Source organism: Variovorax sp. 160MFSha2.1 (genome assembly GCF_048305075.1).
Taxonomy (GTDB): domain Bacteria; phylum Pseudomonadota; class Gammaproteobacteria; order Burkholderiales; family Burkholderiaceae_C; genus Variovorax; species Variovorax guangxiensis.
The window spans coordinates 2,047,928-2,071,969 of the sequence record NZ_CP157624.1; the positions used below are offsets into that span (position 1 = coordinate 2,047,928).

The following is a 24,042-nucleotide window of genomic DNA, read 5'->3' on the forward strand; positions in this document are numbered from 1 at the left end:
AACCGTTTTCGAAAGCCATGAAGAACTCTCACAACGAACTCCGCATCGACGGCCGCCGGCTCTGGAACTCGCTGATGGAACTGGCGAAGCTCGGCGCCACCGAGAAAGGCGGCGTCTGCCGCATCGCGCTGACCGACCTCGACCGCCAGGGCCGCGACCTGTTCTCGCGCTGGGCGCGCGAGGCGGGCTGCGAGGTGCGCGTGGACGCCATCGGCAACATCTTCGCGCGCCGTGCTGGGCGCAACGACGCGCTGCCGCCCGTCTCCACGGGCAGCCACATCGACACGCAGCCCACGGGCGGCAAGTTCGACGGCAACTACGGCGTGCTCGCCGGGCTGGAGGTGATCCGCACCCTGAACGACGCCGGGGTTCAGACCGAAGCGCCGCTCGAGGTGGCGGTGTGGACCAACGAGGAAGGCTCGCGCTTCGTGCCGGTGATGATGGGCTCGGGTGTGTTCGCCGGCGCCTTCACGCTGGAGCATGCGCTGGCGCAGCGCGACAACGACGGCATCAGCGTCTCCGACGCTCTGGCTGCCATCGGCTATGCGGGCAGCGCACCCGTCTCGGCGGCAGCGTCGCCGGTGGGCGCGTACTTCGAGGCGCACATCGAGCAGGGCCCGGTGCTCGAAGCCAGCGAGCGCGTCATCGGCGTGGTCGAGGGCGCGCTGGGCCAGCGCTGGTACGACGTGGTGGTGCAGGGCATGGAGGCCCATGCCGGCCCCACGCCGATGGCGCTGCGCAAGGACGCGCTGCTGGCCGCCTCCGAACTCGTGATCGAGGTCAACCGCATCGCGCTGGCCCATGCGCCGCATGCGCGTGGCACCGTCGGCTGGATCGACGCGTACCCGAACTCGCGCAACGTGATCCCGGGCCGGGTGAAGCTCAGCGTCGACCTGCGCGCGGCCGACGACACGGTGCTGTCGGCGCTGGACGCCGCGCTGAAGGAAACCGTGCAGCGCATCGCCGCGAAGGCCAGGGTCGAGATGTCGGTGGAGCAGGTCGTGTACTTCCCGCCGCAGCCCTTCACGCCCGGGCTGGTGTCGGCCGTGCGCGACGCCGCGCAGGCGCAGGGCCTGAGCTGGATGAACGTGATCAGCGGCGCGGGCCACGACGCGGTGTACCTCGCGCGCGTGTGTCCCACGGCGATGATCTTCGTGCCCTGCCGTGACGGCATCAGCCACAACGAGATCGAGGACGCGCAGCCCGATCACCTGGAGGCCGGCTGCAACGTGCTGCTGCAGGCGATGCTGCGCAGCGCGGGAGTGGCGCAATGAAGGTGCTGATCGCGCGTCTGAACCACGAGACCAATACCTTCTCGCCCGTGCCCACGCCGCTCTCGGCCTTCGGGCCCGACGGCCCGACCTTCGGCGAACAGGCCTACCGCGACAACAAGGGCATGCGCACCGCGATGTCGGCCTTCATCGACCTTGCCGAAGCGGCGGGCGCGACGGTGGTCACGCCGGTGTCGGCCTCGGCCAACCCGAGCGGACCGGTCGACGCGCAGGCCTACACGCAGCTGACGCAATGCATCGTCGATGCGGCCCCGGGCTGCGACGCCATCCTGCTCGACCTGCACGGCGCGATGGTCGCGCACAACAGCGCCGACGGCGAAGGCGACCTGCTGGTGCGCCTTCGTGCGGCGGCGCCGGGCGTGCCCATCGGCGTGGCGCTCGACCTGCATGCCAACGTCACACCAGCGATGGTGGAGAACGCGGACGTGATCGTCGGCTTCAAGACCTACCCGCACGTCGACATGTACGAAACCGGCGAGCATGCCGGGCGGCTGCTCTTCGACATGCTCGCGGGGCGCAGCAAGCCGCACATGCGCTGGCACCGGCTGCCGCTGATGGCGCACACGCTGCGCAGCGCCTCCTTCACCGGCGCGATGAAGCAGGCCATCGAGGCGGCGCGCGAAGCCGAAAAGGCGGAGTCGCTGGCGGTGTCGATCCTCGCGGGCTTCTCGCTGTCGGACATCGAGGCACCGTGCATGAGCGTGATCGCCGTCGATGCGCATTCGCCCGAACGCGCGCAGGCCACGGCCGACCGCATCGCGGCGCAGATGTGGGCACAGCGCGAGTCCTTCGTCTACCGCAGCGAGCCGCTGGCGGAGTCGGTCGCGCGTGCGAAGCTGATTGCCGAGAGCGCGACGCGCCCGGTGCTGCTGCTCGACCATGGCGACAACTGCATGTCGGGCGGAAGCTGCGACACCATGGACGTGCTGCAGGAAGCGCTGGCGCAGGGGCTGCACGGCATCGGCGTCGGTCCGCTGTGCGACCCCGAGGCGGTGGCGCAGCTCGTCGCGGCGGGCGAGGGCGCGCAGGTGACGGTGGCGCTGGGCAACAAGGTCTCGCTCGCGGGCATCGGGCTGGAGAAAACACCGGTGCTGCTGACGGGCACGGTGCGCACCATCTCCAACGGCGAGTACGTCATCACCGGCCCTACCTACACCGGCCAGCGCAGCAGCATGGGCCGCACGGTGCTCTTCGACATCGGCGCGGCGCGCATCGTGGTGACCGAGCGCACGCAGGAGCCGTGGGACATCGGCGTCTTCGAGTGCGCGGGGCTCGATCCGCGAAAGGAACGCTTTCTGCTGCTCAAGTCGCGCATGTACTGCCGGCCGGTGTTCGAGCCGCTCTCCGCCGCACTGGTGGAGTGCGACAGCCCCGGTGTCACCAGTTCTGACTACAGCCTGTTCCCGTTCGGCAAGGTGCACCGGCCGGTCTTTCCCCTCGACGCCATGTGATCGCGAGGAGCGGTGGGGGAGGGTGGCCTCCGGCAGCCGCATTCCATGACCCGAGAGGTCATCGACCCGGATCGCGTGCGGCGCGACCATTACTTCACCCCGCGATGTTGCGGGCCGGAACCCACCAAAGGAATGGTCACCATGAACACCGCTGCACACGATGCCACCACCATTGCCCAACGCTACATCGCTGTCTGGAACGAGACCGACGCGGTTCGCCGCGCCGCGCTGATCGAGGCCGGCTGGACCGCCGACGCGCATTACGTCGACCCGATCGCGCAGGCCAGCGGGCACGAGCAGATCAGCGCGCTGGTCGGCGCGGTTCACCAGCGCTACCCGGGCTTCCGCTTCAACCTGCTGGGCAAGGCCGACTCGCACGGCGACCATCTGCGCTTCTCTTGGACGCTGGGACCGAGCGGTGCCGAAGACCTGATCCAGGGTACCGACTTTGCGCGGGTCGACGCAGGCAAGCTGCGTTCGGTGACGGGCTTCCTGGACAAGGTGCCGGTCGGCGCCTGAACGAAGGCTGAACGGCCGGGGCCTGCTTCAGTCCGGAGCCCCGGCAGGCCGCCCGCGCCACAGCTTACGGTAGACGGTCGCCCGGCTGATGCCCAATGTGCGCGCGGCCTCCGCCACGTTGCCGCGCGCATCGGCCACCGCCTTGCGGATCAGCGCGGTCTCCACGTCGCGCAGCCTCGGCCGGCTGTCCGTGGAAAGGGAGGTTGCGGACGGGCCCTTGCTGCCGCCGCGCCGCGGCCGCACCTGCACCCGCAGGCCGGACCACAGCGGCACCTCGAGCACGGCGTCGCCGCGGCGGGCCGCGTCGAACATCATGTGAAGGGGCAGGGCGAACAGGTCGTTGAAGTTCAGGGCGTGCTCGCTGCGCGACAGCGGCTGGTGCAGCATCTGACGTGCCGCCGCGTTGGCGCCCGTCACGTTGCCCACGGCGTCGATGCACAGCAGCCCCTCGGTGGCCTCGCCGCCCGAACTGCCCGGCCAGGCCAGGTGCAGCAGCAGTTCGCAGGGCTCGCGCATCACCAGCATGTTCTCTATGTTGCGCGCCGACAGGGTCGCCAGGTGGCGCAGCTCGGGGCGCTCCACCACGTGCACTCCGGTCAGGTCGAGCATGCCGATGCAGTCGCCCCGGGGACCGAAGAGCGGGGCTCCGGCGCAGCTGTAGACGCTGGTGTCGTCGAAGAAGTGCTCGCCGCGGTGCAGCCATACCGATTCCTGCTCGGCCAGCGCCGTGCCGATGGCGCTGGTGCCGATGGCGCGCTCCGAAAGATCGACGCCGATGCGGGCGATATCGCGCGCGTAGCGGCTCGCCGCATCGGTGCCGTCGGGCAGGTTGCCCACGTCGACCACGATGCCCTGGGCATCGGTGAGAACGGCGAAATAGCGTGTGTCGGCGATGGCGCGGGAGAGCTGCTCTATCACCGGCCGGGCCGCGGCGACGAGCGCCCGGTTGCGCTCGACGATGTCGATGCTGGCCGAGCGGCTCACCGGGTCGAAGTTGACGCGCTGCTGCGGCTGGCGGCCGGCCTCGATGCAGCGCTGCCAGGAGCGGGTGATCCATGAGTCGATGCAGGCGGCGCCGCGTGCGCGGGGCGCCGGCTCGCCTTCGATCAGTTCGCGGCGGGCTTGGGCAATTGCCAGGGAACGCTCAGGCGGCTGCGAAACGATTGATACAGACATCGTGGTTTTTCGCGCATGTATGCAGGCTTTTCCTGGCCCGCCGGATGGCAAGCTGTTTCATTTTGAGAATTTCGCGCGCTCTGTGCAAGTGTCAAGGGTTTTGCCTAGGATAGTGCCAAAGGTCGGCATCCAAGATGCTTTCGCTGAAACAGCCATCACCTTTTACGGAGACAGCCAAATGCAGGTCGCTTTCAAGGTCAACGGCCGCCAGGTCACGGTCGACGCTCCTCCCAACACCTTCCTCGTACACGCTCTGCGCGAGCATCTCCATCTCACCGGAACCCACGTCGGCTGCGACACTGCCCAGTGCGGCGCCTGCACCGTCCATGTGAACGGCCGGGCCGTCAAGTCGTGCAACGTGCTGGTGGCCCAGGCCGCCGGCGCCGACATCACCACCATCGAGGGCATCGCCGAGGCCGACGGCACCATGCATCCCATGCAGGCGGCCTTCAAGGAGTGCCACGGCCTGCAGTGCGGGTTCTGCACCCCGGGCATGGTCATGAGCGCCATCGACCTGTGCACTCACCACCCCAAGTCGAGCGAATCCGAGATCCGCGAACTGCTCGACGGAAACCTGTGCCGCTGCACGGGCTACCAGAACATCGTCAAGGCAGTGAAGATGGGCGGCGAGGCCATGGCCTCGGGCACTCCCGTCAAGGCAACGGCCGCGGCCTGAGGAGAGCGACATGGGCGCTTCCGATTTCTCGAACCTGCCGCACATCGGCGAGGCGGTCCGCCGCAAGGAGGACTACCGCTTTCTCACCGGCGCGGGCAACTACACCGACGACATCACGCTGGCCAACCAGAGCCATGCGGTCTTCGTGCGCTCGCCGCACGCGCACGCCCTCATCAAGTCGGTCGACACCGCCCAGGCGCTGAAGATGCCCGGCGTGGTCGGCATCTTCAGCGGCAAGGACATCGAGGGAAAGATGGGCGGGCTGCCCTGCGGCTGGCTCATCAACAACCCCGACGGCACCCCGATGAAGGAGCCGATGCACCCGATCCTCGCGATCAGGAAGGTGCGCTACGTCGGCGACCACGTGGCCATGGTGGTGGCCGAGACGGTCGAGCAGGCGAGGAACGCCGCCGAGGCGGTGGTGGTCGACTACGAGGTGCTGCCCGCGCTGGTGAGCGTGGCCGACGCCGCGAAGAAGTCCGGTGGCGTCACGCTGCACGACGAAGCCCCCGACAACCAGTGCTACAAGTGGGCGCTGGGCGACAAGGCGGCGGTCGACGCGGTGTTTGCCAGCGCCGCGCACGTGACGAAGCTCGACCTGGTCAACAACCGGCTGGTGCCCAACCCCATCGAGCCGCGCGTGGCCATCGGCAGCTACAACCGCGCGGGCGACGACTACACGCTGTACGTGTCCAACCAGAACCCGCACGTCGAGCGCCTGCTGATGACGGCCTTCGTGCTGGGCCTGCCCGAGCACAAGGTGCGCGTGATCGCGCCCGATGTGGGCGGCGGCTTCGGCTCCAAGATTTTCCTGTACGCCGAGGACGTGTGCCTGACCTGGGCCGCCAGGCAGCTCAACCGCAATATCAAGTGGACGGCCGACCGTTCGGAGTGTTTCCTCTCCGACGCCCATGGCCGCGACCACGTGAGCCACGCCGAGATGGCAATGGACAAGGATGGCAAGTTCCTCGCGCTGCGCGTGCATACCGATGCCAACCTCGGCGCCTACCTGTCGACCTTCTCGACGGCGGTGCCGACCATCCTCTATGCCACGCTGCTGGCTGGCCAGTACACCACGCCGCAGATCTACGTCGAGGTGGACGCCTGGTTCACCAATACCGCGCCAGTCGATGCCTACCGCGGGGCCGGGCGGCCCGAGGCGACCTACCTGCTGGAGCGGCTGGTCTCGCGCTGTGCCTGGGAGATGAACCTGGGGCAGGACGAGATCCGCAAGCGCAACTTCATCACCGCCTTCCCGTACCAGACGCCGGTGGCGCTGCAGTACGACACCGGCGACTTCCACGCCTGCATGGACAAGGCCCGCGTGCTCGCCGAGGTCGACGGCTACGCCGCGCGCAAGACGGCCAGCGAGGCCAAGGGCAAGCTGCGCGGCATCGGGTATTCGAGCTACATCGAGGCCTGCGGCATCGCTCCGTCGAACATCGCGGGCGCGCTCGGTGCGCGAGCGGGCCTGTTCGAATGCGGCGAGATCCGCGTGCACCCCACCGGCAGCGTGACGGTGTTCACCGGCTCGCACAGCCACGGCCAGGGCCACGAGACCACTTTCGCGCAGGTGGTGGCTGCGCGGCTGGGCATTCCGGTCGAGAACGTCGACGTGGTGCACGGCGACACCGGCCGCGTGCCCTTCGGCATGGGCACCTACGGCTCGCGCTCCATCTCGGTGGGCGGCGCGGCCATCATGAAGGCGCTCGACAAGATCGAGACCAAGGCCCGCAAGATCGCCGCGCACCTGATGGAGGCGAGCGACGCCGACATCGAGTTCGCCAACGGCGAGTTCACGGTCAAGGGCACCGACAAGAAGATCCCGTTCGGCCAGGTGGCGCTCACGGCCTACGTGCCGCACAACTACCCGCTCGACAAACTCGAGCCCGGCCTGAACGAAACCGCCTTCTACGACCCGACCAACTTCACATTCCCCGGCGGCACCTACATCTGCGAGGTCGAGGTCGACAAGCAGACCGGCGAGGTGCGCGTGGACCGCTTCACCGCGGTGGACGACTTCGGCACCATCATCAATCCGATGATCGTCGAGGGCCAGGTGCACGGCGGGCTGGTGCAGGGCATCGGCCAGGCGCTGCTGGAGAACTGCGTCTACGACAACGAGACCGGCCAGCTGCTCACCGGCAGCTTCATGGACTACGCGATGCCGCGCGCCGGCGACTTCCCGCAGTTCAAGCTCGACACCGTGTGCACCCCGTGCACGCATAACCCGCTGGGCACCAAGGGCTGCGGCGAGGCGGGGGCCATCGGCTCACCGCCGGCCGTGATCAATGCCGTGCTCGATGCGCTGGCGCCGCTGGGCGTCAAGGATTTCGACATGCCCGCTTCCCCCGCCCGCGTGTGGGAGGCGATGCAGTCCGCAGCCGCCAACCCCTGAACCAAGAACGAATAAAGAAGGAATCACACCATGTATGCCTTCACACTCGAACGGCCCGACTCGGTGGCCGACGCGGCACGACTCGTGGCCGCCGGCGCCAAGCCGCTGGCCGGCGGACAGACCCTGCTGGCCTCGATGAAGCTGCGGCTTTCCGCACCCGAGCAGCTCGTGGACCTGAGCGGCATCAAGGAGCTCACCGGCATTACGAAGAACGGTAACGCCATCACCATCGGCGCCATGTCGCGCCACCTCGACGTGGCGAACAACGCCGACCTGAAGGCCGCCTACCCGGCGCTGGCCGACCTGGCCTCGCGCATCGGCGACCGGCAGGTGCGCGCGATGGGCACCATCGGTGGCTCGGTGGCCAACAACGACCCGGCAGCGTGCTACCCCAGCGCGGTGCTGGCCTCGGGCGCGACCATCGTCACGTCCAGGCGAGAGATCGCGGCCGACGACTTCTTCCTCGGCCTCTTCACCACGGCGCTGGAAGACGGCGAGCTGATCACCGCGATCCGTTTTCCGATTCCGAAGCGCGCCGTGTACGAGAAGCTGCGCCAGAAGGCGTCGAACTTCCCGTTGGTCGGCGTGTTCCTCGCGCAGTACGACAGCGGCGTGCGCGTGGCGGTCACCGGCGCGGGCAACGGCGTGTTCCGCCATGCCGGGCTGGAAGACGCGCTCAACAAGAGCTTCACCGCTGCCGCAGCGGCTGCCGTGAAGATCGACGCGAGCGATCTCAACAGCGACCTGCATGCCTCGGCCGCGTATCGCGCGAACCTGATCAGCGTGCTGACGCAAAGGGCCGTGACCAAGGCGCTGGGCTGACGAAATCGGATTGCCGAACGCAGAAGTCGCAAAGCTCTCGCGGAAGTCGCGAAAGAAGACCAGAAAAGATCGAATCTGGTTTCTTCTGCGACCTCTGCGTGGTTTTTGTATTCCTTCTGCGTTCGGCTGTCCGCATCCCGAATGCAGCGGCCCCTGCATTACCCTAGGCCATGATCTTCCCCAGCATCGACACCCTCTCCGCCGGACTCATGGAGGCCGGCTACTTCGCCGACCGGCGCCTGGCTACGGCCGTGTTCCTTGCGCTCAAGCTGCAGCGTCCGCTGCTGCTCGAAGGCGAGCCCGGCGTCGGCAAGACCGAGCTGGCGAAGGCGCTGTCGGTCGCGCTGGGCCGCGAACTGCTGCGCCTGCAGTGCTACGACGGCCTGGAGCAGCGCGAGGCGCTCTACGAATGGAACTACGCGGCGCAGCTGCTGCACATGCGCGCGGCCGAGGCCACTGGCGCGGCCCGTGACGTGGAAGCCGAGGTCTACCAGCCGCACTACCTGATTCGCCGCCCGCTGCTGCAGGCGCTGCAGACGCCGCTGCCCGGCGCCGTGCTGTTGATCGACGAGGTAGACCGCGCCGATGAGCCCTTCGAAGCCTTCCTGCTTGAGTATCTGGGCGAGTACCAGGTCAGCATCCCCGAGCTGGGCACCGTGCGCGCGGTGGTGCCGCCCGTCACCATCCTCACAAGCAATCGCACGCGCGAGCTCAACGACGCGGTGAAGCGCCGCTGCCTCTACCACTGGCTCGACTACCCCGAGCGCGAACGCGAACTGGCCATCGTGCGCGCGCAGGTGCCGCAAGCCGGCGAGAAACTGTCGGCCCAGGTGGCGGCCTTCGTCGCACGGCTGCGCGAGACGCCCTTCGCCAATGCCTTCCAGCGCGCGCCGGGCATCGCCGAGAGCGTCGAATGGGCGAGGGCGCTGATCGCGCTCGACACGGTGGAGCTCGATCCCGAAGTGGTGGTCGACACCGCCGGCATCCTCTTCAAGCAGCGCGACGACGTGGCCGCGCTGACGCAGGAACTGGCGTCGGACCTGCTCAAGCCCGAGGCGTGATCGACCGATGGCCAGCACCGGCGTCCAGCAACTCGGCGACGTCCGCAGCGGCAAGCTCGCGGGCAACATCGCCGCCTTCGGCCGGGCGCTGCGCCGGGCGGGTGTTCGCACCGACGCCATGCGCATTGCGCTGGCGGCAGAGGCCGCCACGCTGGTGGGCGTGGAAGACAAGCTCGACCTGAGCGCGGCCATGGAGGCGGTGATGGTCAGCCGCGAGCAGGACCGCATGGTGTTCCGCGAACTCTTCGACGCATGGTTCCGCGACCCGGAGCTGGCCAACAAGCTGCTCGCCCAGATGCTGCCGAGCGCCGAAGGCAAGGCCGAGCCGTCGAAGCGGCGCCCGCGCGTGCGCGAAGCCCTCAGCGCGCCGCGCGCACTCGCCAAGCCTGTGGAGCCGGCCAAGTCCGATCGCGAGATCGAATTCGATGCCGCCATGACGTCCAGCGACCGGCAGCGCCTGCAGCATGCCGACTTCAACGCGCTCGGCGCCGCCGAATACCGGCTGGTGGAGCGGCTCGCGCGCGACATCCGCCTGCCCATTCCCGAGCTGCCGTCGCGCCGCCTGCGGCCTGCCGGCGATGCGGGCCGCCAGCATGCGCGCATGCACTGGCCGGGCGTGCTGCACGAGGCGGCGCGCACGGGCGGCGAGATCCTGCGCCTGCCACGGCTGGCCCGGCGCGAGCAGCCGTTGCCGCTGCTGGTGCTGGTCGACGTCTCGGGCTCGATGGAGCGCTATGCGCGCCTGCTGCTTGCCTTTCTGCATGCCGCAACGCGGCGTGCCGGCCGCCGCGACGTGTTTGCCTTCGGCACCCGGCTGACCGACCTGACGCCGGCCTTCCGGCTGGCCGACACCGACGCGATGCTGGGCGCCGCCAGCCTCGCCATCGACGATTTCGCAGGCGGCACGCGCTTCGGCGCCTCGCTGGCCGAGCTGCGCCACGCCCACGCCCGCCGGCTGACCGGCCGCCGCACGCTGGTGCTGGTGATCAGCGACGGCCTGGACACCGGCGAGCCCTCCGTTCTGGAGCATGAGGTGCTGTGGCTCAAGCGCCATTCGCGCCGCCTGCTGTGGCTCAACCCGCTGCTGCGCTTCGAGGGCTACGCCCCTCTGGCGCGTGGGGCCGCCGTATTGCACCGGCAAGCGGACGCGATGCTGGCGGTTCACAATCTCAGCGCACTCGAACAGCTCGCAGCGAGCCTGGCCGCCCTGATGCGGTCCGGCCGCTAGCGGCGCCGGGAAGGAAGACAAAGGAAACCCACCATGGAAATGCTCGGAAACCGACGCCTGGGCGTCACCCAACAACAGGCCTGGGACGCGCTCAACGACCCCGAAACGCTGAAGAAGTGCATCCCCGGCTGCGACAAGTTCGAGTTGGTGGGCGACAACCAGTACAGCGTCGCGCTCGCGGTCAAGATCGGCCCGGTCTCGGCCAAGTTCAACGGCAAGGTGCTGCTGTCCGACATCGTGGCGCCCGACGGCTACAAGCTCACCTTCGAGGGGCAGGGCGGCGTGGCCGGCTTCGCGAAGGGATCTTCGAGCGTCACGCTCAAGCCGCTCGCCACCGAAGCGGCGGCCTCCCCTGCGGGTGATGCCACCGCGCACGAGGCCGGTGCGGCAACTCCACCAGCCGCCGCGTCCGCAGGCTGCGAACTCGACTACACCGTGCAGGCCCAGGTCGGCGGCAAGATCGCCCAACTGGGCCAGCGCCTGATCGATGGCGCTGCCAAGTCCACAGCCGACGATTTCTTCAAGCGCTTCGAAGCCGAGATGCAGAGCCGCTACGGTCCTCCCCCGGCGGCCGCCGCTGAAGGCACCGAGGCGCCTGCCGAGAAGAGCGGGATGATGTCCGGCCTGATGAAGAAGATCGGCCTCGGCAAGAAGGACGACAAGGACGCGCCCTCCGCACCCGGCGGCGACGCGGCCTGAACCCGGGCTGCAGCGACATGGAAAACCTCGACGTCATGGTGCTTCGCACGCTGCGCGACTGGCGGCGTGCCGGCAAGCGCGCGCTGCTGGCGACAGTGGTGCGCACCTGGGGCTCGTCGCCCCGGCCGGTGGGCTCGATCATGGCCCTGGCGGAAGACGGCGCGGTGGTGGGCTCGGTCTCCGGCGGCTGCATCGAGGACGACCTGATCGCGCGCTACAGCCATGCCCACGGCAAGGCCGAGGACGTGCCATTGGGCGCGCCGCCCGCACTCGTGAAATACGGCATCACTGCCGACGAGGCGCACCGATTCGGGCTGCCCTGCGGCGGCACGCTGGAGCTGCTGCTCGAATACGCTCCCGACGCCGGCTCGCTCGAGCTGCTGGTGGCGCAGCTGGAGCAGGGCAAGCTGATGCAGCGCACCGTGACGCTCGCCACCGGCGCGGTGCGCATCGCCGAGGCGACCGCGCCCGACGAGCTCGCGGTGAACGACACCGAACTGACGAACACCTTTGGCCCCGAATACCGCATGCTGCTGATCGGCGCCGGCCAGCTCGCCGAGTACCTCGCCACCATGGCCAAGTTCAGCGGCTTCGCGGTGACCTTGTGCGACCCGCGCGCCGAGTACCGCACCGCATGGTCGCTGCCCGGCGTGCACATCACGACCGAGATGCCCGACGACGCGGTGATCGCCTTCAGGCCCGACCGCCGCAGTTGCGTGGTCGCGCTCACGCACGACCCGAAGCTCGACGACCTCGCGCTGCTGGAGGCGCTGCAAAGCGAGGCCTTCTACGTCGGCGCCATCGGCTCGCGGCGCAATGCCGACGCCCGGCGCGACCGCATGATCGAGCACTTCGACCAGACCGAGGAATCGCTCGCGCGGCTGCGCGGGCCCATCGGCATCTACATCGGCAGCAAGACGCCGCCGGAGATTGCGGTGAGCGTGATGGCCGAGATCCTCGCGGTGAAGAACGCGGTGACGCTGCCGCGCGAGGTCGAGGTGGCGCGCGCCAAGGAGATGCAGCAGCTGCTGCCGACCTGAGGCGTCCGGCCCGGCCAGCCGCTCAGCCGTGGTAAGGCGGGATCGGCCCCTGGTCCGAAGGCGCGGGCGGCGGCACCTCGCCGTGCTTCTGCCGCTCGCGGAACAGCGCGGCGCGCATCAGGAAGATGGTGGTGACCGGCGTGGTGAGCGCCACGAACAGCACGATCAGCACCGCGTGCATGAAGAGGCTGTGGCCCTGCGCCGAGAAGTAGACGATGGTGGCGACCGTCATCGACCACACGCCGCCGGTGGCGCCCAGCGTGGGCGCGTGGATGCGGCGGAAGAAAGTGGGCAGGCGCACCAGCCCGAAGGAGCCGATCGCGGCGAAGGCAGCGCCCAGCACCGCGAAGACCGCGGTGAGGATCTCGGCCCAAAGCGGCAGCGGACCCGCGATGAAGTCGTTCATTCAATCACCTCCCCGCGCAGCAGGAACTTGGCCATCGCCGTGGAGCTGACGAAGCCGAAGAGCGCGATCAGCATCGCGGCGGCGAAGTAGACGTCGCTCGCGTAGACGATGCCCAGCACGAGCATCATCAGCATGCCGTTGATGTAGAGGCAGTCCAGCGCCATCACGCGGTCTTGCGCGGAAGGGCCGATCAGCAGGCGTGCGACGGCGCACAGCATCGCCACCGCCAGCAGGAACAGCGCGAACTTGAGCGACCAGAAAAGGATGGGCGTCATGATTCGAAGATCTCCATCAGCGGACGTTCGTAGCGGCTCTTGATCTGCGCGATGAAGGCGGCTTCGTCGTCGAGATCGAACACGTGGATTAGCAGGGTGCTGCGGTCGAAGGCCACCTCGCCCCAGGCGGTGCCGGGCGTCAGGCACATGATCATTGAGAGCACAGCGAGGCCGTTGGGGTCGCGCATGTCCAGCGGTATGCGCAGGAAGCTTGCCTGGATGTTCTCGCTGCGGCGCGTGAGCAGCGCACGCGCCACCGCGAACACCGACACCGACATGTCGTAGAGCACGACGCCGCACAGCCGCAGCGCCACCCCCGGCCGGCGCATGCGCACCGTGGCCGGCCGCAGGCCCTTGGTCAACAGCGGCACGGCGATGGCGAGCAGCACGCCCGACAGCAGGGTGCTCGCCTCGAGCGACTGGTTGAGCAGCAGCCAGATGACGAACAGTGCGAGCGACAGCGGCGGGGAGGGGATCAGGCGTTTCATTGCGCGCCTGCCTTTCCTTCGGCATTTGCTTCGGTCTTTGCGGCGGGCGCCGGGTTCGGCACCTGCCGCGCCTCCATCACCGCTGCGCGGTAGGCCGTGGGCGTGCGCAGGCCCTCGGCGGTGGCCTGCGCGTGGCGCAGCACCGGCTCGGCCCAGACCGTGAGCGCGATGCAAGCGACGATGAGGCCGGCCACCGGCAGCACTTCGAGCGCGGGCAGCGATGGCAGGTTGCCGTGCGGCTGGGTCCAGAAATGGCGGATGCCGGTGCGGCTCAGCGCGATCAGCGCGAGGAAGCCCGAGGTGATCAGCAGCACCAGGAAGGTCCAGCCGGCGGTGCCGATGGCGCCGCTGCCACCCATGAGTCCCGAGAGCATCGCGAACTTGCCGACGAAGCCTGACAGCGGCGGCAGGCCGGTGAGCAGCAGCGTGCAGATCATGAAGCTCAGGCCGAGGAAGGCGACGCCCGCCGGAATGGCGCGGCCGTAGAGCGCCTGCGCGTCGTCGTCGAGGTTCACGTCGCTCAGCGCGCTCAGGTCTTCGGCCAGGAAGGGCGCGGTGCCCGCGACCTCGTGCGGCGCCACGCTCATGCCCGCGTTGCGCCAGCGCTCGATCATGTCGGTCAGCAGGAAGAAGGCGCTCACCGCGAGCGTGGAGCTCAGCAGGTAGAAGAGCGCGCCGGCCCACACGGCCGGCTGCCCCAGGCCCACCGCGGCGAGCAGCGTGCCGGCCGACATCAGCACGCTGAAGCCCGCGAGGTTGGACAGCCGCTGCGTGCCGAGGATGCCCAGGGCCGCCACGAAGAGCGTGGCGATGCCCGCGCCCACCAGCACCGGCTGGCCGAAGGCGGCGGAGGCGCCGGTATCGGGCGCGAAGAGCACCGTCCAGAGGCGCAGCACGGTGTAGACGCCGAGCTTGGTGAGCAGCGCGAACACCGCGCCCACTGGCGACACCGCGGCGCTGTAGGCCGGCACCAGCCAGAAGTTCAGCGGCCAGGCGCCCGCCTTGGCGAAGAAGGCGGTGAAGAGGATGGCCGTGGCCGCGTGCACCAGCCCGCGGTCGCCCGGCGAGAGCTCTGCGATGCGCAGCCCCAGGTCGGCCATGTTGAGCGTGCCGGTCACGCCGTAGAGGATGGCCGCGCCGATCAGGAACAGCGAAGAGGCCGCGAGGTTGATCGCGATGTAGTGCAGTCCCGCCTGCACCCGCAGCCGGCCCGAGCCGTGCAGCAGCAGGCCGTAGGAGGCCGCGAGCATCACCTCGAAGAACACGAACAGGTTGAACAGGTCGCCCGTGAGGAAGGCGCCGTTCAGGCCCATGAGCTGCAGCTGCAGCAGCGGATGGAAGTGCACGCCCGCGCGGTCCCAGCGCGAGGTGGAGTAGATCGACGCGGCGAAGGCGATCACGCCGGTGAGCGCCACCATCATGGTCGAGAGCCGGTCGGCCACCAGCACGATGCCGAAGGGCGCGCGCCAGTTGCCCGGCAGGTACACGCCGATGGAGCCCGGGCCGCCGCCGGTGTCGGGCGCGTTCACCCAGCGCAGCAGCGCCAGCGCGGCCAGCAGGCCGATCAGGCCCGAGACCACGCTCAGCGCCGACTTGGCGCGCCGGCGGTTCTCGCCCAGCAGCAGCATGAGCGCGGCCGTGAGCATGGGCACGAGGATCGGCACCGCCACCAGGTGCGGCATGCTGAACTCCAGCAGCTGATCGAGCAGATGAAAAACCTCTTTCACTCCGCCTCCTGCCGTTCTTCACCGTCCACGTGGTCGGTGCCGGTGAGGCCGCGCGAGGCGAGCATCACGACGAGGAAGAGCGCCGTCATCGCGAAGCCGATCACGATGGCCGTGAGCACCAGCGCCTGCGGCATCGGGTCGGCCGTGTTGGCCAGCGTGGCGGTGAGGCCCTTGACGAGCACCGGCTCGCTGTCTACCTTGAGCCGCCCCATGCTGAAGATGAACAGGTTGACCGCATACGAGATCAGCGTCAGGCCCATGATGACCTGGAAGGTGCGGGGGCGCAGCAGCATGTAGACGCCCGAGCCGGTGAGCACGCCGATGGCGAGTGCGAGCACGATTTCCATCAGCGGGCCCCTTCCTCGGAAGCGCCGATGGCGGCGTCGGCGTCCTTTTCCTTCTGCTCGTCGGCCCAGCGGTGGCTTCGTATCGACTGGTGGGCCAGCGCGGTCAGGATCAGCATGGTGGCGCCGAGCACCAGCGCGAACACGCCGGTGTCGAAGAAGAGGGCGCTGGGCACGTGCACTTCGCCCAGCAGCGGCAGGTGCAGGTGCGCAGTGTGCGTGGTGAGGAAGGGGTAGCCGAAGAACACCGCCCCGGCACCCGTGGCCAGCGCCAGCAGCAGGCCGATGGCGATCCAGCGGCGCGGGTAGATGCGCAGGTGCTCTTCCACCCACTCGGTGCCCGAGACGATGAACTGCAGCACCAGCGCCACCGACATCACCAGCCCCGCGACGAAGCCGCCGCCCGGCGCGTTGTGGCCGCGCATGAAGAAGTAGACCGACACCAGCACCGAGACCGGCAGCAGCAGGCGCACCAGCACGGCCGGCACCATCAGGTAGCCGACGGCGGTGTCCTTGGCGCGGCGCGGGTTCAGCAGGTCGCTGCTGCCGTCGTCGGCCTGCAGCCGCTGCTGGATCGGCAGCGCCATCGATTCGATCGCCGGGCGGAAGCGCCGCAGCAGCGCATACACCGTGAGCGCCACGATGCCCAGCACGGTGATCTCGCCGAAGGTGTCGAAGCCGCGGAAGTCGACCAGCATCACGTTGACCACGTTCGTGCCGCCGCCTTCGGTGAGCGCTCGTTCGAGGAAGAAGGGCGAGATGCTCTGCGGGAAGGTGCGCGTCATCATGGCCCAGGCCAGCGCGGCCATGCCGCTGCCGGCGAGGGCCGCGATCAGCAGGTCGCGCCCGCGCCGGCCCCAGGGCTTGAGCCGTGCGCGCGCCGGCTGCACCACGTCCTTGCTGCGCATCGGCAGCCAGCGCAGGCCCAGCAGGATCAGCACCGTGGTCACGGCCTCGACCACCAGCTGCGTCAGCGCGAGGTCGGGCGCCGAGAACCAGATGTAGGTGACGCACGAGACCAGCCCCGCTCCCGCGGCCAGCATCAGCGCCGCCAGCCGGTGGAACTTGGCCTGCCACGCGGCGGCGACCGCGCAGGTGCCGCCGATGAGCCATGTCATGGCGAACATCGGCGAGAAGGGCAGCAGCTCGCGCGTGCCGGGCGCGGCGGGCGTGAGCTGCAGGGAGACGGTCGCGCCAGCCACCGCCGCGACCACTAGCAGCAGCAATTGCCACTGCATGCGCTTCGTGCCGAAGAGGCGGCGGCTGCGCCGGCCGGCCTCGCTCAGCAGCGCGATGATGTGCTCGAAGATGGCCTGGCCGTCGAAGCGGTGCAGCAGCGGCGTGTGTTCGAGGCCACCGCGCGCGCGCTGGCGGCGATGCAGCAGGTACAGCGCGGCGCCGCCCGCCAGCGCCACGAAGCTCATCAGCAGCGGAAGATTGAAGCCGTGCCACACGGCCAGGCTGTACTCAGGCAGCGTGCCGCCGACCACCGGCGCGGCCGCGGCCGCGAGCATCGGGCCGACCGACCAGGCCGGCGCAACGCCCACCACCAGGCACACCAGCACCAGCAGCTCGACCGGCACGCGCATCCAGTGCGGCGGCTCGTGCGGATGCCTGGGCACCTCGTCGCCGCAGGGCGGGCCGAAGAACACGTCGAACACGAAGCGCGCCGAGTACGCCACGCTGAAGATGCCCGCCACGGTGGCGATCAGCGGCAGGCTGAAGTCGACCCAGGGCGTGGCCTGGATGAACACCGTCTCCGCGAAGAACATCTCCTTCGAGAGGAAGCCGTTGAGCAGCGGCACGCCGGCCATCGAGGCGCTGGCGATGATGGCCAGCGTGCCGGTGATGGGCATGAGCCGCATCAGGCCGCTGAGCTTGCGGATGTCGCGCGTGCCGGTCTCGTGGTCGATGATGCCGGCCGCCATGAAGAGCGACGCCTTGAAGGTGGCGTGGTTCATCACATGGAAGACCGCCGCCACGGCAGCGAGCGGGCTGTTGAGCCCCAGCAGCAGCGTGATGAGCCCGAGGTGCGAGATGGTGGAGTAGGCCAGCAGCGCCTTCAGGTCGCGCTGGAACATCGCGATGAAGCCGCCGAGCAGCAGCGTGATGGCACCTGCGCCGCCGACCATCCAGAACCACTGCTCGGTGCCCGAGAGCACGGGCCACAGCCGCGCCATCAGGAACACGCCCAGCTTCACCATGGTGGCCGAGTGCAGGTAGGCCGACACCGGCGTGGGCGCGGCCATGGCACGCGGCAGCCAGAAATGGAAGGGGAACTGCGCGCTCTTGGTGAAGGCGCCCAGCAATATCAGCGTGAGCGCGACGGGGTAGAGCGAGTGCGCGCGGATGAGATCACCCGAGGCGAGCACCTTGTCGAGTTCGTAGCTGCCGGTGATGCGGCCCAGCACCAGCACGCCGGCCAGCAGGCACAGCCCGCCCGCGCCGGTGACGGTGAGCGCCATGCGCGCGCCGCGGCGCGCGTCGCGGCGGTGGTGCCAGTAGCCGATCAGCAGGAAGGAGAACAGGCTGGTGAGCTCCCAGAACAGCACCATCTGGATCAGGTTGCCCGAGAGCACCACGCCCATCATCGCGCCCATGAACGCGAGGAAGAACGAGAAGAAGCGCGGCACCGGGTCGGAGGCCGACATGTAGTAGCGCGCGTACAGCACCACCAATGCGCCGATGCCCAGCACCAGCATGCAGAACAGCCATGCGAAGCCGTCCATGCGGAACACGAGGTTCAGGCCCAGCGCCGGGAGCCATTCGATCTGCTGGCGCAGCACGCCGCCGTGCGCGATCTGCGGGAAGAACCATGCGGCCTGGATGGCGCAGCCCAGCGCGACCAGCCCCGCGAGTGTCGACTCCCTGTTGCGCGCGTTGGAAGGCATCAACGCGGCCAGCACGCTGGCGATGAAGGGGAGGGCGACGAGAAAGACCAGGGGCATTGGGGTCGATTCTATCGGCGGGCCCTATGGAAAGCCTTATCTATAACCGCAAGACATAAGGCAGTTTTTCACCTGGCTTTCATGCGATTCAGGAGGAGAAAGCCTGCACCGTGCGCAGCCCGAGCCAGGTCATGCACAGCGAACCGCCCAGGTGCAGCGCGATGGTGCCCATTGCGAGCCCGAAGCGGCCGCTGGTCAGCATGCCCACCACTTCCGCCGAGAAGCTCGAGAAGGTGGTGAGCGTGCCGAGGAAGCCGGTGATCACCATCAGCCGCCACGCGGGGTTGATGTCAGGCAGGCCGCTGAAGACGCCGATGGCCACGCCGATGAGATAGCCGCCGATCAGGTTCACCGCCAGCGTGCCCCAGGGAATGATGCCCCCGGGGCTGAGCCAGAGCGCGAAGCCCCAGCGCATGAGGGCGCCGACGCATGCGGCGAGACAGATGACGATGGCGTTCAGCAGCATGGCCGCGATTATCCGCAAGCCGCGCGGCGGCCCGGCGGGGCTACTTCTCGCGGCCCATCACCATGTCGGGCAGGATCGTCACGATGCTCGGGAACAGCGTGATCAGCACGATGCACAGCACCAGGCAGAAGAAGAACGGGATCGCCGCCTTCGCGATCACGTTGCTGTCCTTGCCCGTCATGTTCTGCAGCACGAAGAGGTTGAAGCCCACCGGCGGCGTGACCTCGGCGATCTCGACCAGCAGCACGATGAAGATGCCGAACCAGATCAGGTCGAAGCCCGCCTTCTGGATCATCGGCAGCACCACCGCGCTGGTGAGCACGATCATCGAGATGCCGTCCAGCGCGGTACCCAGCACCAGATACACCAGCACCAGCGCGCCGATCAGCGCGTAGGGCGACAGGTGCATGCTGTCGACCCATTCCGCCAGCTCGCGCGGGATGCCGGTGAAGGCCATGGTCTTGGTGAGGAAGGCGGCGCCCGCCAGGATGAACATGATCATGCAGCTGGTGCGCGTGGCGCCCATGATGCCGTCCTTGAAGTTCTTCCAGGTGAGGCTGCGGCCCCAGGCCGCGATGGCCAGCGAGCCCAGCACGCCGAAGGCCGCGCACTCGGTGGCGGTGGCCCAGCCGGCCACCAGCACCCAGACGATGAAGACGATCAGCAGCGAGCAGGGAATGAGGTTGCCCGAGAGGCGGATCTTCTCCATGAAGGTGGTCGGCGGATCGGCTGGCGGCACCTGGCCCGGATTGCGCAGGCTCCACCAGCCGATGTAGCCCGAGAACAGCAGCATCAGCAGGAAGCCCGGCAGGAAGCCGGCCAGGAAGATGCGAATGATCGACGCGTCGGCCGCCACCGCGTACACCACCATGGTGATCGACGGCGGAATCAGGATTCCCAGCGTGCCGGCGGTCGCCAGCGAGCCGATGGCCAGCTTCTCGTTGTAGCCGCGGCGCTTGAGCTCGGGCAGCGCCACCTTGGCGATGGTCGCGCAGGTGGCGGCCGACGAGCCCGAGACAGAGCCGAACACGCCGCATCCGAGGATGGTGGTGTGCATCAGCCGGCCGGGCACGCGGTTGAGCCAGGGGCGCAGGCCCTCGAACATCTCCTCGCTGAGCTTGGTGCGAAACAGGATCTCGCCCATCCATATGAAAAGCGGCAGCGCCGCCAGCTCCCAGCTCGCGTTGCTCTCCCAGAAGGCCGAGAACAGGTTCTTGCCCGGCAGCGTGTTGGTGAAGAAGGCCTGGCCGACCCAGCCGACGATGGCCAGTGTCATCGCAATCCACACCCCGCCCGCCAGGAGCAGCAGCATGATCGCGAGCAGCAGCGCGCCCATCCAGAGGTTTTCGAACATCGGGTGTCTTTATTGCTGTTGTTGTTCAGACGTCGGAGGAGAAGTCGCCCGCCGCGTGGCGCTCCTCGATGGCGCGCTGGTAGCTGGGCTTGTCGCCGCGCACCACGCCGACCAGTTCGTCGATCATGGCGATCAGCAGCAGCCAGCAGCCGATCACGAAGGTCGACTGCGGAATCCAGATCGGAATGACCACGAGGCCGGTCGCCATCTCGGCGAACTCGTAGCTTTCGTAGGTGAAGCTGGTGGCCCAGTAGGTGAGATAGGCCACCGACACCGCGGCCACCAGCAGGCAGCTCACGTCGAGCACCCGCCGCAGCTTCGGCGACACCGCTTCGAGCAGCAGCGTCACGCGCACGAAGTCGCCGTGGCGGAAGGCGTGCGCCATCGCGAAGAACGCGGCGGCGGCGCACAGCCAGGCCACCACGTCATTGAGCCCGCTCACGTGCCAGTTCATCTGCCGGCCCACGCCGGCCAGGATCATCAGCACGAAGATCAGGAACACGCAGAGCGCGCCGAGCGCGCCTGCACCGTCGTACAGGCGGTCTAGAAAGCGCCGCATGGTCTACTTTTTCTTGTAGGCATCGACGATCGCGGCGCCGTCCGCGCCAGCCACCTTCAGCCAGTCGGCCTGCATGATGCCGCCGACCTGGCGCATGTCGGCGTCGAGCTTGGGCGAAGGCTTGTGGATCTTCATGCCGCGCTCGGCGAGCAGGCGCTTGTATTCCTCGTTCTTCTCCTGCGCCACCTTCCAGCCGCGGGCTTCGGCATCGGCCGCGGCCTTGGCGACGGCGGCCTTGGTGGCGGCGTCGAGCGCGTCGTAGGCCTTGGCGTTCACCAGGATCGCGTTCTTGGGGATCCAGGCCTGCGTGTCGTAGAAGTTCTTGATGTGCTCGTAGGTCTTGGTGTCGTAGCCGGTGGAGCCCGAACTCATGTAGCTCTCGATCACGCCGGTGGCCATGGCTGCACTGAGCTCGGCCTGCTGGATCTGCACCGGCTGGGCGCCGATGAGCTCGGCGATCTTGGCAGTGGCGGGGCTGTAGGCGCGCCACTTGATGCCGCGCAGGTCGGCCACTGAGCCGATCTCCTTCTTGGTGTAGATGCCCTGCGGCGCCCACGGCACCACGAACAGCACCTTGATGCCCTGGGCCGAGAGCAGCTTCTCCATGGCGGGCTTCGATGCGTCGTAGAGCTTGCGGGCCTCGGGGTAGGTGGTGGCGAGGAAGGGCACGCCGTCGAGCGCGTAGATCGGGTTCTCGTTGGCGAAGTTGGCCAGCAGGATCTCGCCGGCCTGCGCCTGGCCGCTCTGCACCGCGCGCTTGATTTCGGGCGCCTTGAACAGCGAAGCGTTGGCATGCACCGTGATCTTCACCTTGCCGCCGGTGGCCGCGTCCACGTCCTTTGCGAACTGCGTGATGTTTTCCGTGTGGTAGTTGGTGGCCGGGTAGGCCGTGGGCAGGTCCCACTTGGTCTGAGCGAAGGCCGCGGCGCCGAGGGTGAGGCCCGCGAGGGCAATGCCGAACTTGTGATTCATTGACTCTCTCCGGAATATGTTGAAAGCAAAACGAAAGGGAGCTTACGTGCAAATTCCGGACCACTTCCTGAGGCATTTCCCTGCCATCTCCTTGCCATGGCACCCATGAAAAAGCCGCCCGTAGGCGGCTTTGCATATTGCTACCGAAGCGGAATCAGGGCTTGGCGGCCTTGGCCGGAGCCTTCGCATCCTTCGATGCGGCGGGTGCCGCATCGCCGAAGCTCTTGCCGTTGACCGTGAGACCGTCGGCCGACAGCTTGGCCGCCTTCTTCTCCTTCACGCCCTTCACACGCTGCATGAAGTCGGGCCAGTCCTTGAATTCGCCCTCCTTGCGCGCCTCGAGGATGCGCTTGGACATCGACGGGCCGACGCCCTTGATGCCGTCGAGATCGGCTTCGGTGCCCTTGTTGACATCGACGGCCGCGGACGCGGCGATCGCGAACAGCATGGCGGTGGTGGCCAGGATCTTCTTGAACATGATTTGAGAACTCCCTCTATTCGTTGATGAATGACAGCCGACGGAATCGTCGGCCCGCGCTCAACGAGGTATGTGAAGAGGGCGTTGACGCATGAAGGCTCGACGAGCCTCCATGTGACCATTGTTCAGAAACGTGATCAGAGTTCTTCGACGCGGCGCGGCGGATAGCTGTCCCATGCCTGGCAGCCGGGGCAGTGCCAGAAGTACTGGTGCGCCTCGAAGCCGCAGGCCGCGCAGCGGTAGCGCATGAGCGGCCGCGTGGCCTGGTCGAGCGCACGCTGCACCTGTGGATGGAACTGCTCGTGCTCGAAGCGTTCGCCCGCGAGCCAGCGCGAGGCCGCCACCAGCGAAGGCTGCTGCGCGAGGTGCGCGATATAGCCGTCGCGCGGCGTGGGGTTCGGTTCTTCGGCGGTGGCGCTCGGCTTGCCGCCGAGCGCCATCAGCGCTTCGAGCACGTCGATGGAGGGCGACTCGACATAGCGACGCTGCAGCAGTTCGAGCGCGTCGGCTTCGCGGTGCGCGGCCATGGCGGCTTGCTGCAGCGTGGCGGCGTACAGCGGCAGCGCCAGCGGCGAGGTCTCGCTCAGGGCCGCGAGCGTGTCGAAGGCTGCGTTCGCCTCGCCCTTGCGCAGTTGCAGGTTGGCGGTGTCGATGGCAGGGCGCGGTGCCTGCGGTGCCAGTTCGACGGCCTGCGCCAGCAGCTTTCCGGCGCCGGGCAGGTCGCCTGCTGCCACGCGCTCGGTCGCCTGCTCGCAGAGGTGATGCGCGCGGCGCGTGCTGTAGCTGGCCTGGTCGGACTCGTCGAGCTTCTGCGCCACGTCGGCTGCCTGGGCCCATTCGCGCGAGCGTTCGTAGATGGCCAGCAGCGCGAGCCGGGCCTCGTTCTCGTAGCGCGTGCCCTCGAGCTTCTGCAGCGCGGCCTCTGCGCGGTCGAGCAGGCCGGCGCGAAGGAAGTCCTGCGCGAGCGCGTGCTGCGCGCGTTCGCGGTCGCTGCGGCTCAGGTCGCCGCGGCCCAGCAGGTGCTCGTGCACGCGCACCGCGCGCTGGTACTCGCCGCGGCGGCGGAACAGGTTGCCGAGCGCGAAGTGCAGTTCCTGGGTGTCGGGGTCGTTCTGCACGGCCTCGATGAAGGCGTCGATGGCCTGGTCCTGCTGCTCGTTGAGCAGGAAGTTGAGGCCGCGGAAATAGGCCTTGGGTGCCTGGCGGTTCTCGAGCTTGAGTTGCCGGATGTCGAAGCGCGATGCGAGCCAGCCCAGCACGAAGGCGACGGGCAGGCTGATCAGCAGCCAGCTGGGATCAAAGTCCATGTTGACGTGCGGCGGGAAGGTCGGTGGTGGCGATGGCCGGAGCGGCAGACGTTGCCATGGCTGCGGTCGTTGCAACGGTGGCCGGTGTCGAGGATGGCTGGACGGCTTCGCCTGCGGACGGCGCCTGGGCCGCTGCGACCCGGTGCTTCCACCAGCCTGGCAGCATGCCCAGCGCCCCTACCACGAGGCCGCCCGCGAAGGCTGCGAGCACGACCAGCACCAGCGGCGCGCGCCAGTAGGTACCGAAGAAGAAGTAGACGGTCGCGTCGTGCTGGTTGTTCAGCGCGAAGGCGAAGAGCGTAAAAAAAATGGCTGCCTTGAGCAGCCACAGGAGGTATTTCATAGCCGTTCCCGTT

24 protein-coding genes are annotated in these 24,042 nt (G+C 68.3%); 10 read left to right on the forward strand and 14 right to left on the reverse strand.

The genetic code is table 11. The annotated features are described in order from the left end of the window. The first annotated feature begins 17 nt into the window (after positions 1–17). From ABL838_RS09020 to ABL838_RS09030, 3 genes are all read left to right on the forward strand, one after another. A complete protein-coding gene (locus ABL838_RS09020; RefSeq protein ID WP_369659054.1) occupies positions 18–1,274 on the forward strand; it encodes a Zn-dependent hydrolase in 1,257 nt (418 codons plus the stop codon). Continuing rightward, a complete protein-coding gene (locus tag ABL838_RS09025; RefSeq protein ID WP_418125096.1) occupies positions 1,271–2,743 on the forward strand; it encodes a M81 family metallopeptidase in 1,473 nt (490 codons plus the stop codon). Before ABL838_RS09020 ends, ABL838_RS09025 begins: the two co-directional genes overlap by 4 nt. Positions 2,744–2,884: 141 nt before the next feature. Continuing rightward, entirely contained in the window at positions 2,885–3,262 is a 378-nt protein-coding gene (locus tag ABL838_RS09030; protein ID WP_418125097.1) for a nuclear transport factor 2 family protein, read from the forward strand. A 27-nt stretch (positions 3,263–3,289) separates the two neighbouring features. Here the strand turns inward: ABL838_RS09030 and ABL838_RS09035 are convergent, their stop codons facing one another. Continuing rightward, a complete protein-coding gene (locus ABL838_RS09035; RefSeq protein WP_126022896.1) occupies positions 3,290–4,438 on the reverse strand; it encodes a helix-turn-helix domain-containing protein in 1,149 nt (382 codons plus the stop codon). Positions 4,439–4,616: 178 nt separating this feature from the next. Here ABL838_RS09035 and ABL838_RS09040 point away from each other — a divergent pair, with 178 nt between their 5' ends. The 7 genes from ABL838_RS09040 (at position 4,617) to ABL838_RS09070 (ending at position 12,362) form a co-directional block, all read left to right on the forward strand. Continuing rightward, complete coding sequence (locus ABL838_RS09040; RefSeq protein WP_126022897.1) at positions 4,617–5,114, forward strand: (2Fe-2S)-binding protein; 498 nt, start codon at positions 4,617–4,619, stop codon at positions 5,112–5,114. A gap of 10 nt (positions 5,115–5,124) precedes the next feature. After that, the gene (locus tag ABL838_RS09045; protein ID WP_369659052.1) at positions 5,125–7,512 is read left to right on the forward strand and encodes a xanthine dehydrogenase family protein molybdopterin-binding subunit; all 2,388 of its coding nucleotides are present in this window, start codon (positions 5,125–5,127) and stop codon (positions 7,510–7,512) included. 30 nt (positions 7,513–7,542) lie between these two features. Beyond that, positions 7,543–8,334 (forward strand): FAD binding domain-containing protein, encoded by a 792-nt coding sequence (locus ABL838_RS09050; RefSeq protein ID WP_369659051.1) that lies wholly within the window; start codon positions 7,543–7,545, stop codon positions 8,332–8,334. A 170-nt stretch (positions 8,335–8,504) separates the two neighbouring features. After that, a complete protein-coding gene (locus tag ABL838_RS09055) occupies positions 8,505–9,395 on the forward strand; it encodes an AAA family ATPase (protein ID WP_126022900.1) in 891 nt (296 codons plus the stop codon). Positions 9,396–9,402: 7 nt separating this feature from the next. Continuing rightward, positions 9,403–10,623 carry a vWA domain-containing protein gene (locus ABL838_RS09060; protein WP_418125098.1) on the forward strand — a complete coding sequence of 407 codons (1,221 nt, stop codon included), beginning with the start codon at positions 9,403–9,405 and terminating at the stop codon, positions 10,621–10,623. A 33-nt stretch (positions 10,624–10,656) separates the two neighbouring features. Next, positions 10,657–11,322 carry a CoxG family protein gene (locus ABL838_RS09065; RefSeq protein ID WP_369659049.1) on the forward strand — a complete coding sequence of 222 codons (666 nt, stop codon included), beginning with the start codon at positions 10,657–10,659 and terminating at the stop codon, positions 11,320–11,322. A 17-nt stretch (positions 11,323–11,339) separates the two neighbouring features. Then, entirely contained in the window at positions 11,340–12,362 is a 1,023-nt protein-coding gene (locus tag ABL838_RS09070; RefSeq protein ID WP_126022903.1) for an XdhC family protein, read from the forward strand. A gap of 22 nt (positions 12,363–12,384) precedes the next feature. Here the strand turns inward: ABL838_RS09070 and mnhG are convergent, their stop codons facing one another. The 13 genes from mnhG to ABL838_RS09135 form a co-directional block, all read right to left on the reverse strand. Continuing rightward, positions 12,385–12,768 (reverse strand): monovalent cation/H(+) antiporter subunit G, encoded by a 384-nt coding sequence (gene mnhG, locus ABL838_RS09075; RefSeq protein WP_418125099.1) that lies wholly within the window; start codon positions 12,766–12,768, stop codon positions 12,385–12,387. After that, on the reverse strand, positions 12,765–13,043 hold the full coding sequence (locus ABL838_RS09080) for a K+/H+ antiporter subunit F (protein WP_019654754.1): 279 nt from the start codon (positions 13,041–13,043) through the stop codon (positions 12,765–12,767). Before ABL838_RS09080 ends, mnhG begins: the two co-directional genes overlap by 4 nt. After that, the gene (locus tag ABL838_RS09085; protein WP_184635779.1) at positions 13,040–13,531 is read right to left on the reverse strand and encodes a Na+/H+ antiporter subunit E; all 492 of its coding nucleotides are present in this window, start codon (positions 13,529–13,531) and stop codon (positions 13,040–13,042) included. The genes ABL838_RS09080 and ABL838_RS09085 overlap by 4 nt, the downstream gene beginning before the upstream one ends. Next, entirely contained in the window at positions 13,528–15,213 is a 1,686-nt protein-coding gene (locus tag ABL838_RS09090) for a monovalent cation/H+ antiporter subunit D (RefSeq protein ID WP_418125852.1), read from the reverse strand. The genes ABL838_RS09085 and ABL838_RS09090 overlap by 4 nt, the downstream gene beginning before the upstream one ends. 41 nt (positions 15,214–15,254) lie before the next feature. Further along, positions 15,255–15,605, reverse strand: coding sequence for a Na+/H+ antiporter subunit C (locus ABL838_RS09095; protein WP_019654757.1), 351 nt, complete (start codon positions 15,603–15,605; stop codon positions 15,255–15,257). After that, the gene (locus ABL838_RS09100) at positions 15,605–18,550 is read right to left on the reverse strand and encodes a monovalent cation/H+ antiporter subunit A (RefSeq protein ID WP_418125100.1); all 2,946 of its coding nucleotides are present in this window, start codon (positions 18,548–18,550) and stop codon (positions 15,605–15,607) included. Before ABL838_RS09100 ends, ABL838_RS09095 begins: the two co-directional genes overlap by 1 nt. Positions 18,551–18,638: 88 nt before the next feature. Then, positions 18,639–19,016, reverse strand: a complete 378-nt coding sequence (crcB, locus tag ABL838_RS09105; RefSeq protein WP_418125101.1) for a fluoride efflux transporter CrcB — start codon at positions 19,014–19,016, stop codon at positions 18,639–18,641. A gap of 40 nt (positions 19,017–19,056) precedes the next feature. Continuing rightward, positions 19,057–20,370 (reverse strand): TRAP transporter large permease, encoded by a 1,314-nt coding sequence (locus ABL838_RS09110; protein ID WP_418125102.1) that lies wholly within the window; start codon positions 20,368–20,370, stop codon positions 19,057–19,059. A 25-nt stretch (positions 20,371–20,395) separates the two neighbouring features. After that, complete coding sequence (locus ABL838_RS09115; RefSeq protein ID WP_418125103.1) at positions 20,396–20,929, reverse strand: TRAP transporter small permease; 534 nt, start codon at positions 20,927–20,929, stop codon at positions 20,396–20,398. Between the two features lie 3 nt (positions 20,930–20,932). Then, positions 20,933–21,901, reverse strand: a complete 969-nt coding sequence (locus ABL838_RS09120) for a TRAP transporter substrate-binding protein (RefSeq protein WP_184635791.1) — start codon at positions 21,899–21,901, stop codon at positions 20,933–20,935. Between the two features lie 154 nt (positions 21,902–22,055). Then, positions 22,056–22,379, reverse strand: a complete 324-nt coding sequence (locus ABL838_RS09125) for a ComEA family DNA-binding protein (RefSeq protein WP_126022912.1) — start codon at positions 22,377–22,379, stop codon at positions 22,056–22,058. Positions 22,380–22,516: 137 nt separating this feature from the next. Further along, the gene (gene lapB / locus ABL838_RS09130) at positions 22,517–23,686 is read right to left on the reverse strand and encodes a lipopolysaccharide assembly protein LapB (RefSeq protein WP_126022913.1); all 1,170 of its coding nucleotides are present in this window, start codon (positions 23,684–23,686) and stop codon (positions 22,517–22,519) included. Further along, complete coding sequence (locus ABL838_RS09135) at positions 23,676–24,029, reverse strand: LapA family protein (protein ID WP_126022914.1); 354 nt, start codon at positions 24,027–24,029, stop codon at positions 23,676–23,678. Before ABL838_RS09135 ends, lapB begins: the two co-directional genes overlap by 11 nt. Positions 24,030–24,042 lie beyond the last annotated feature (13 nt).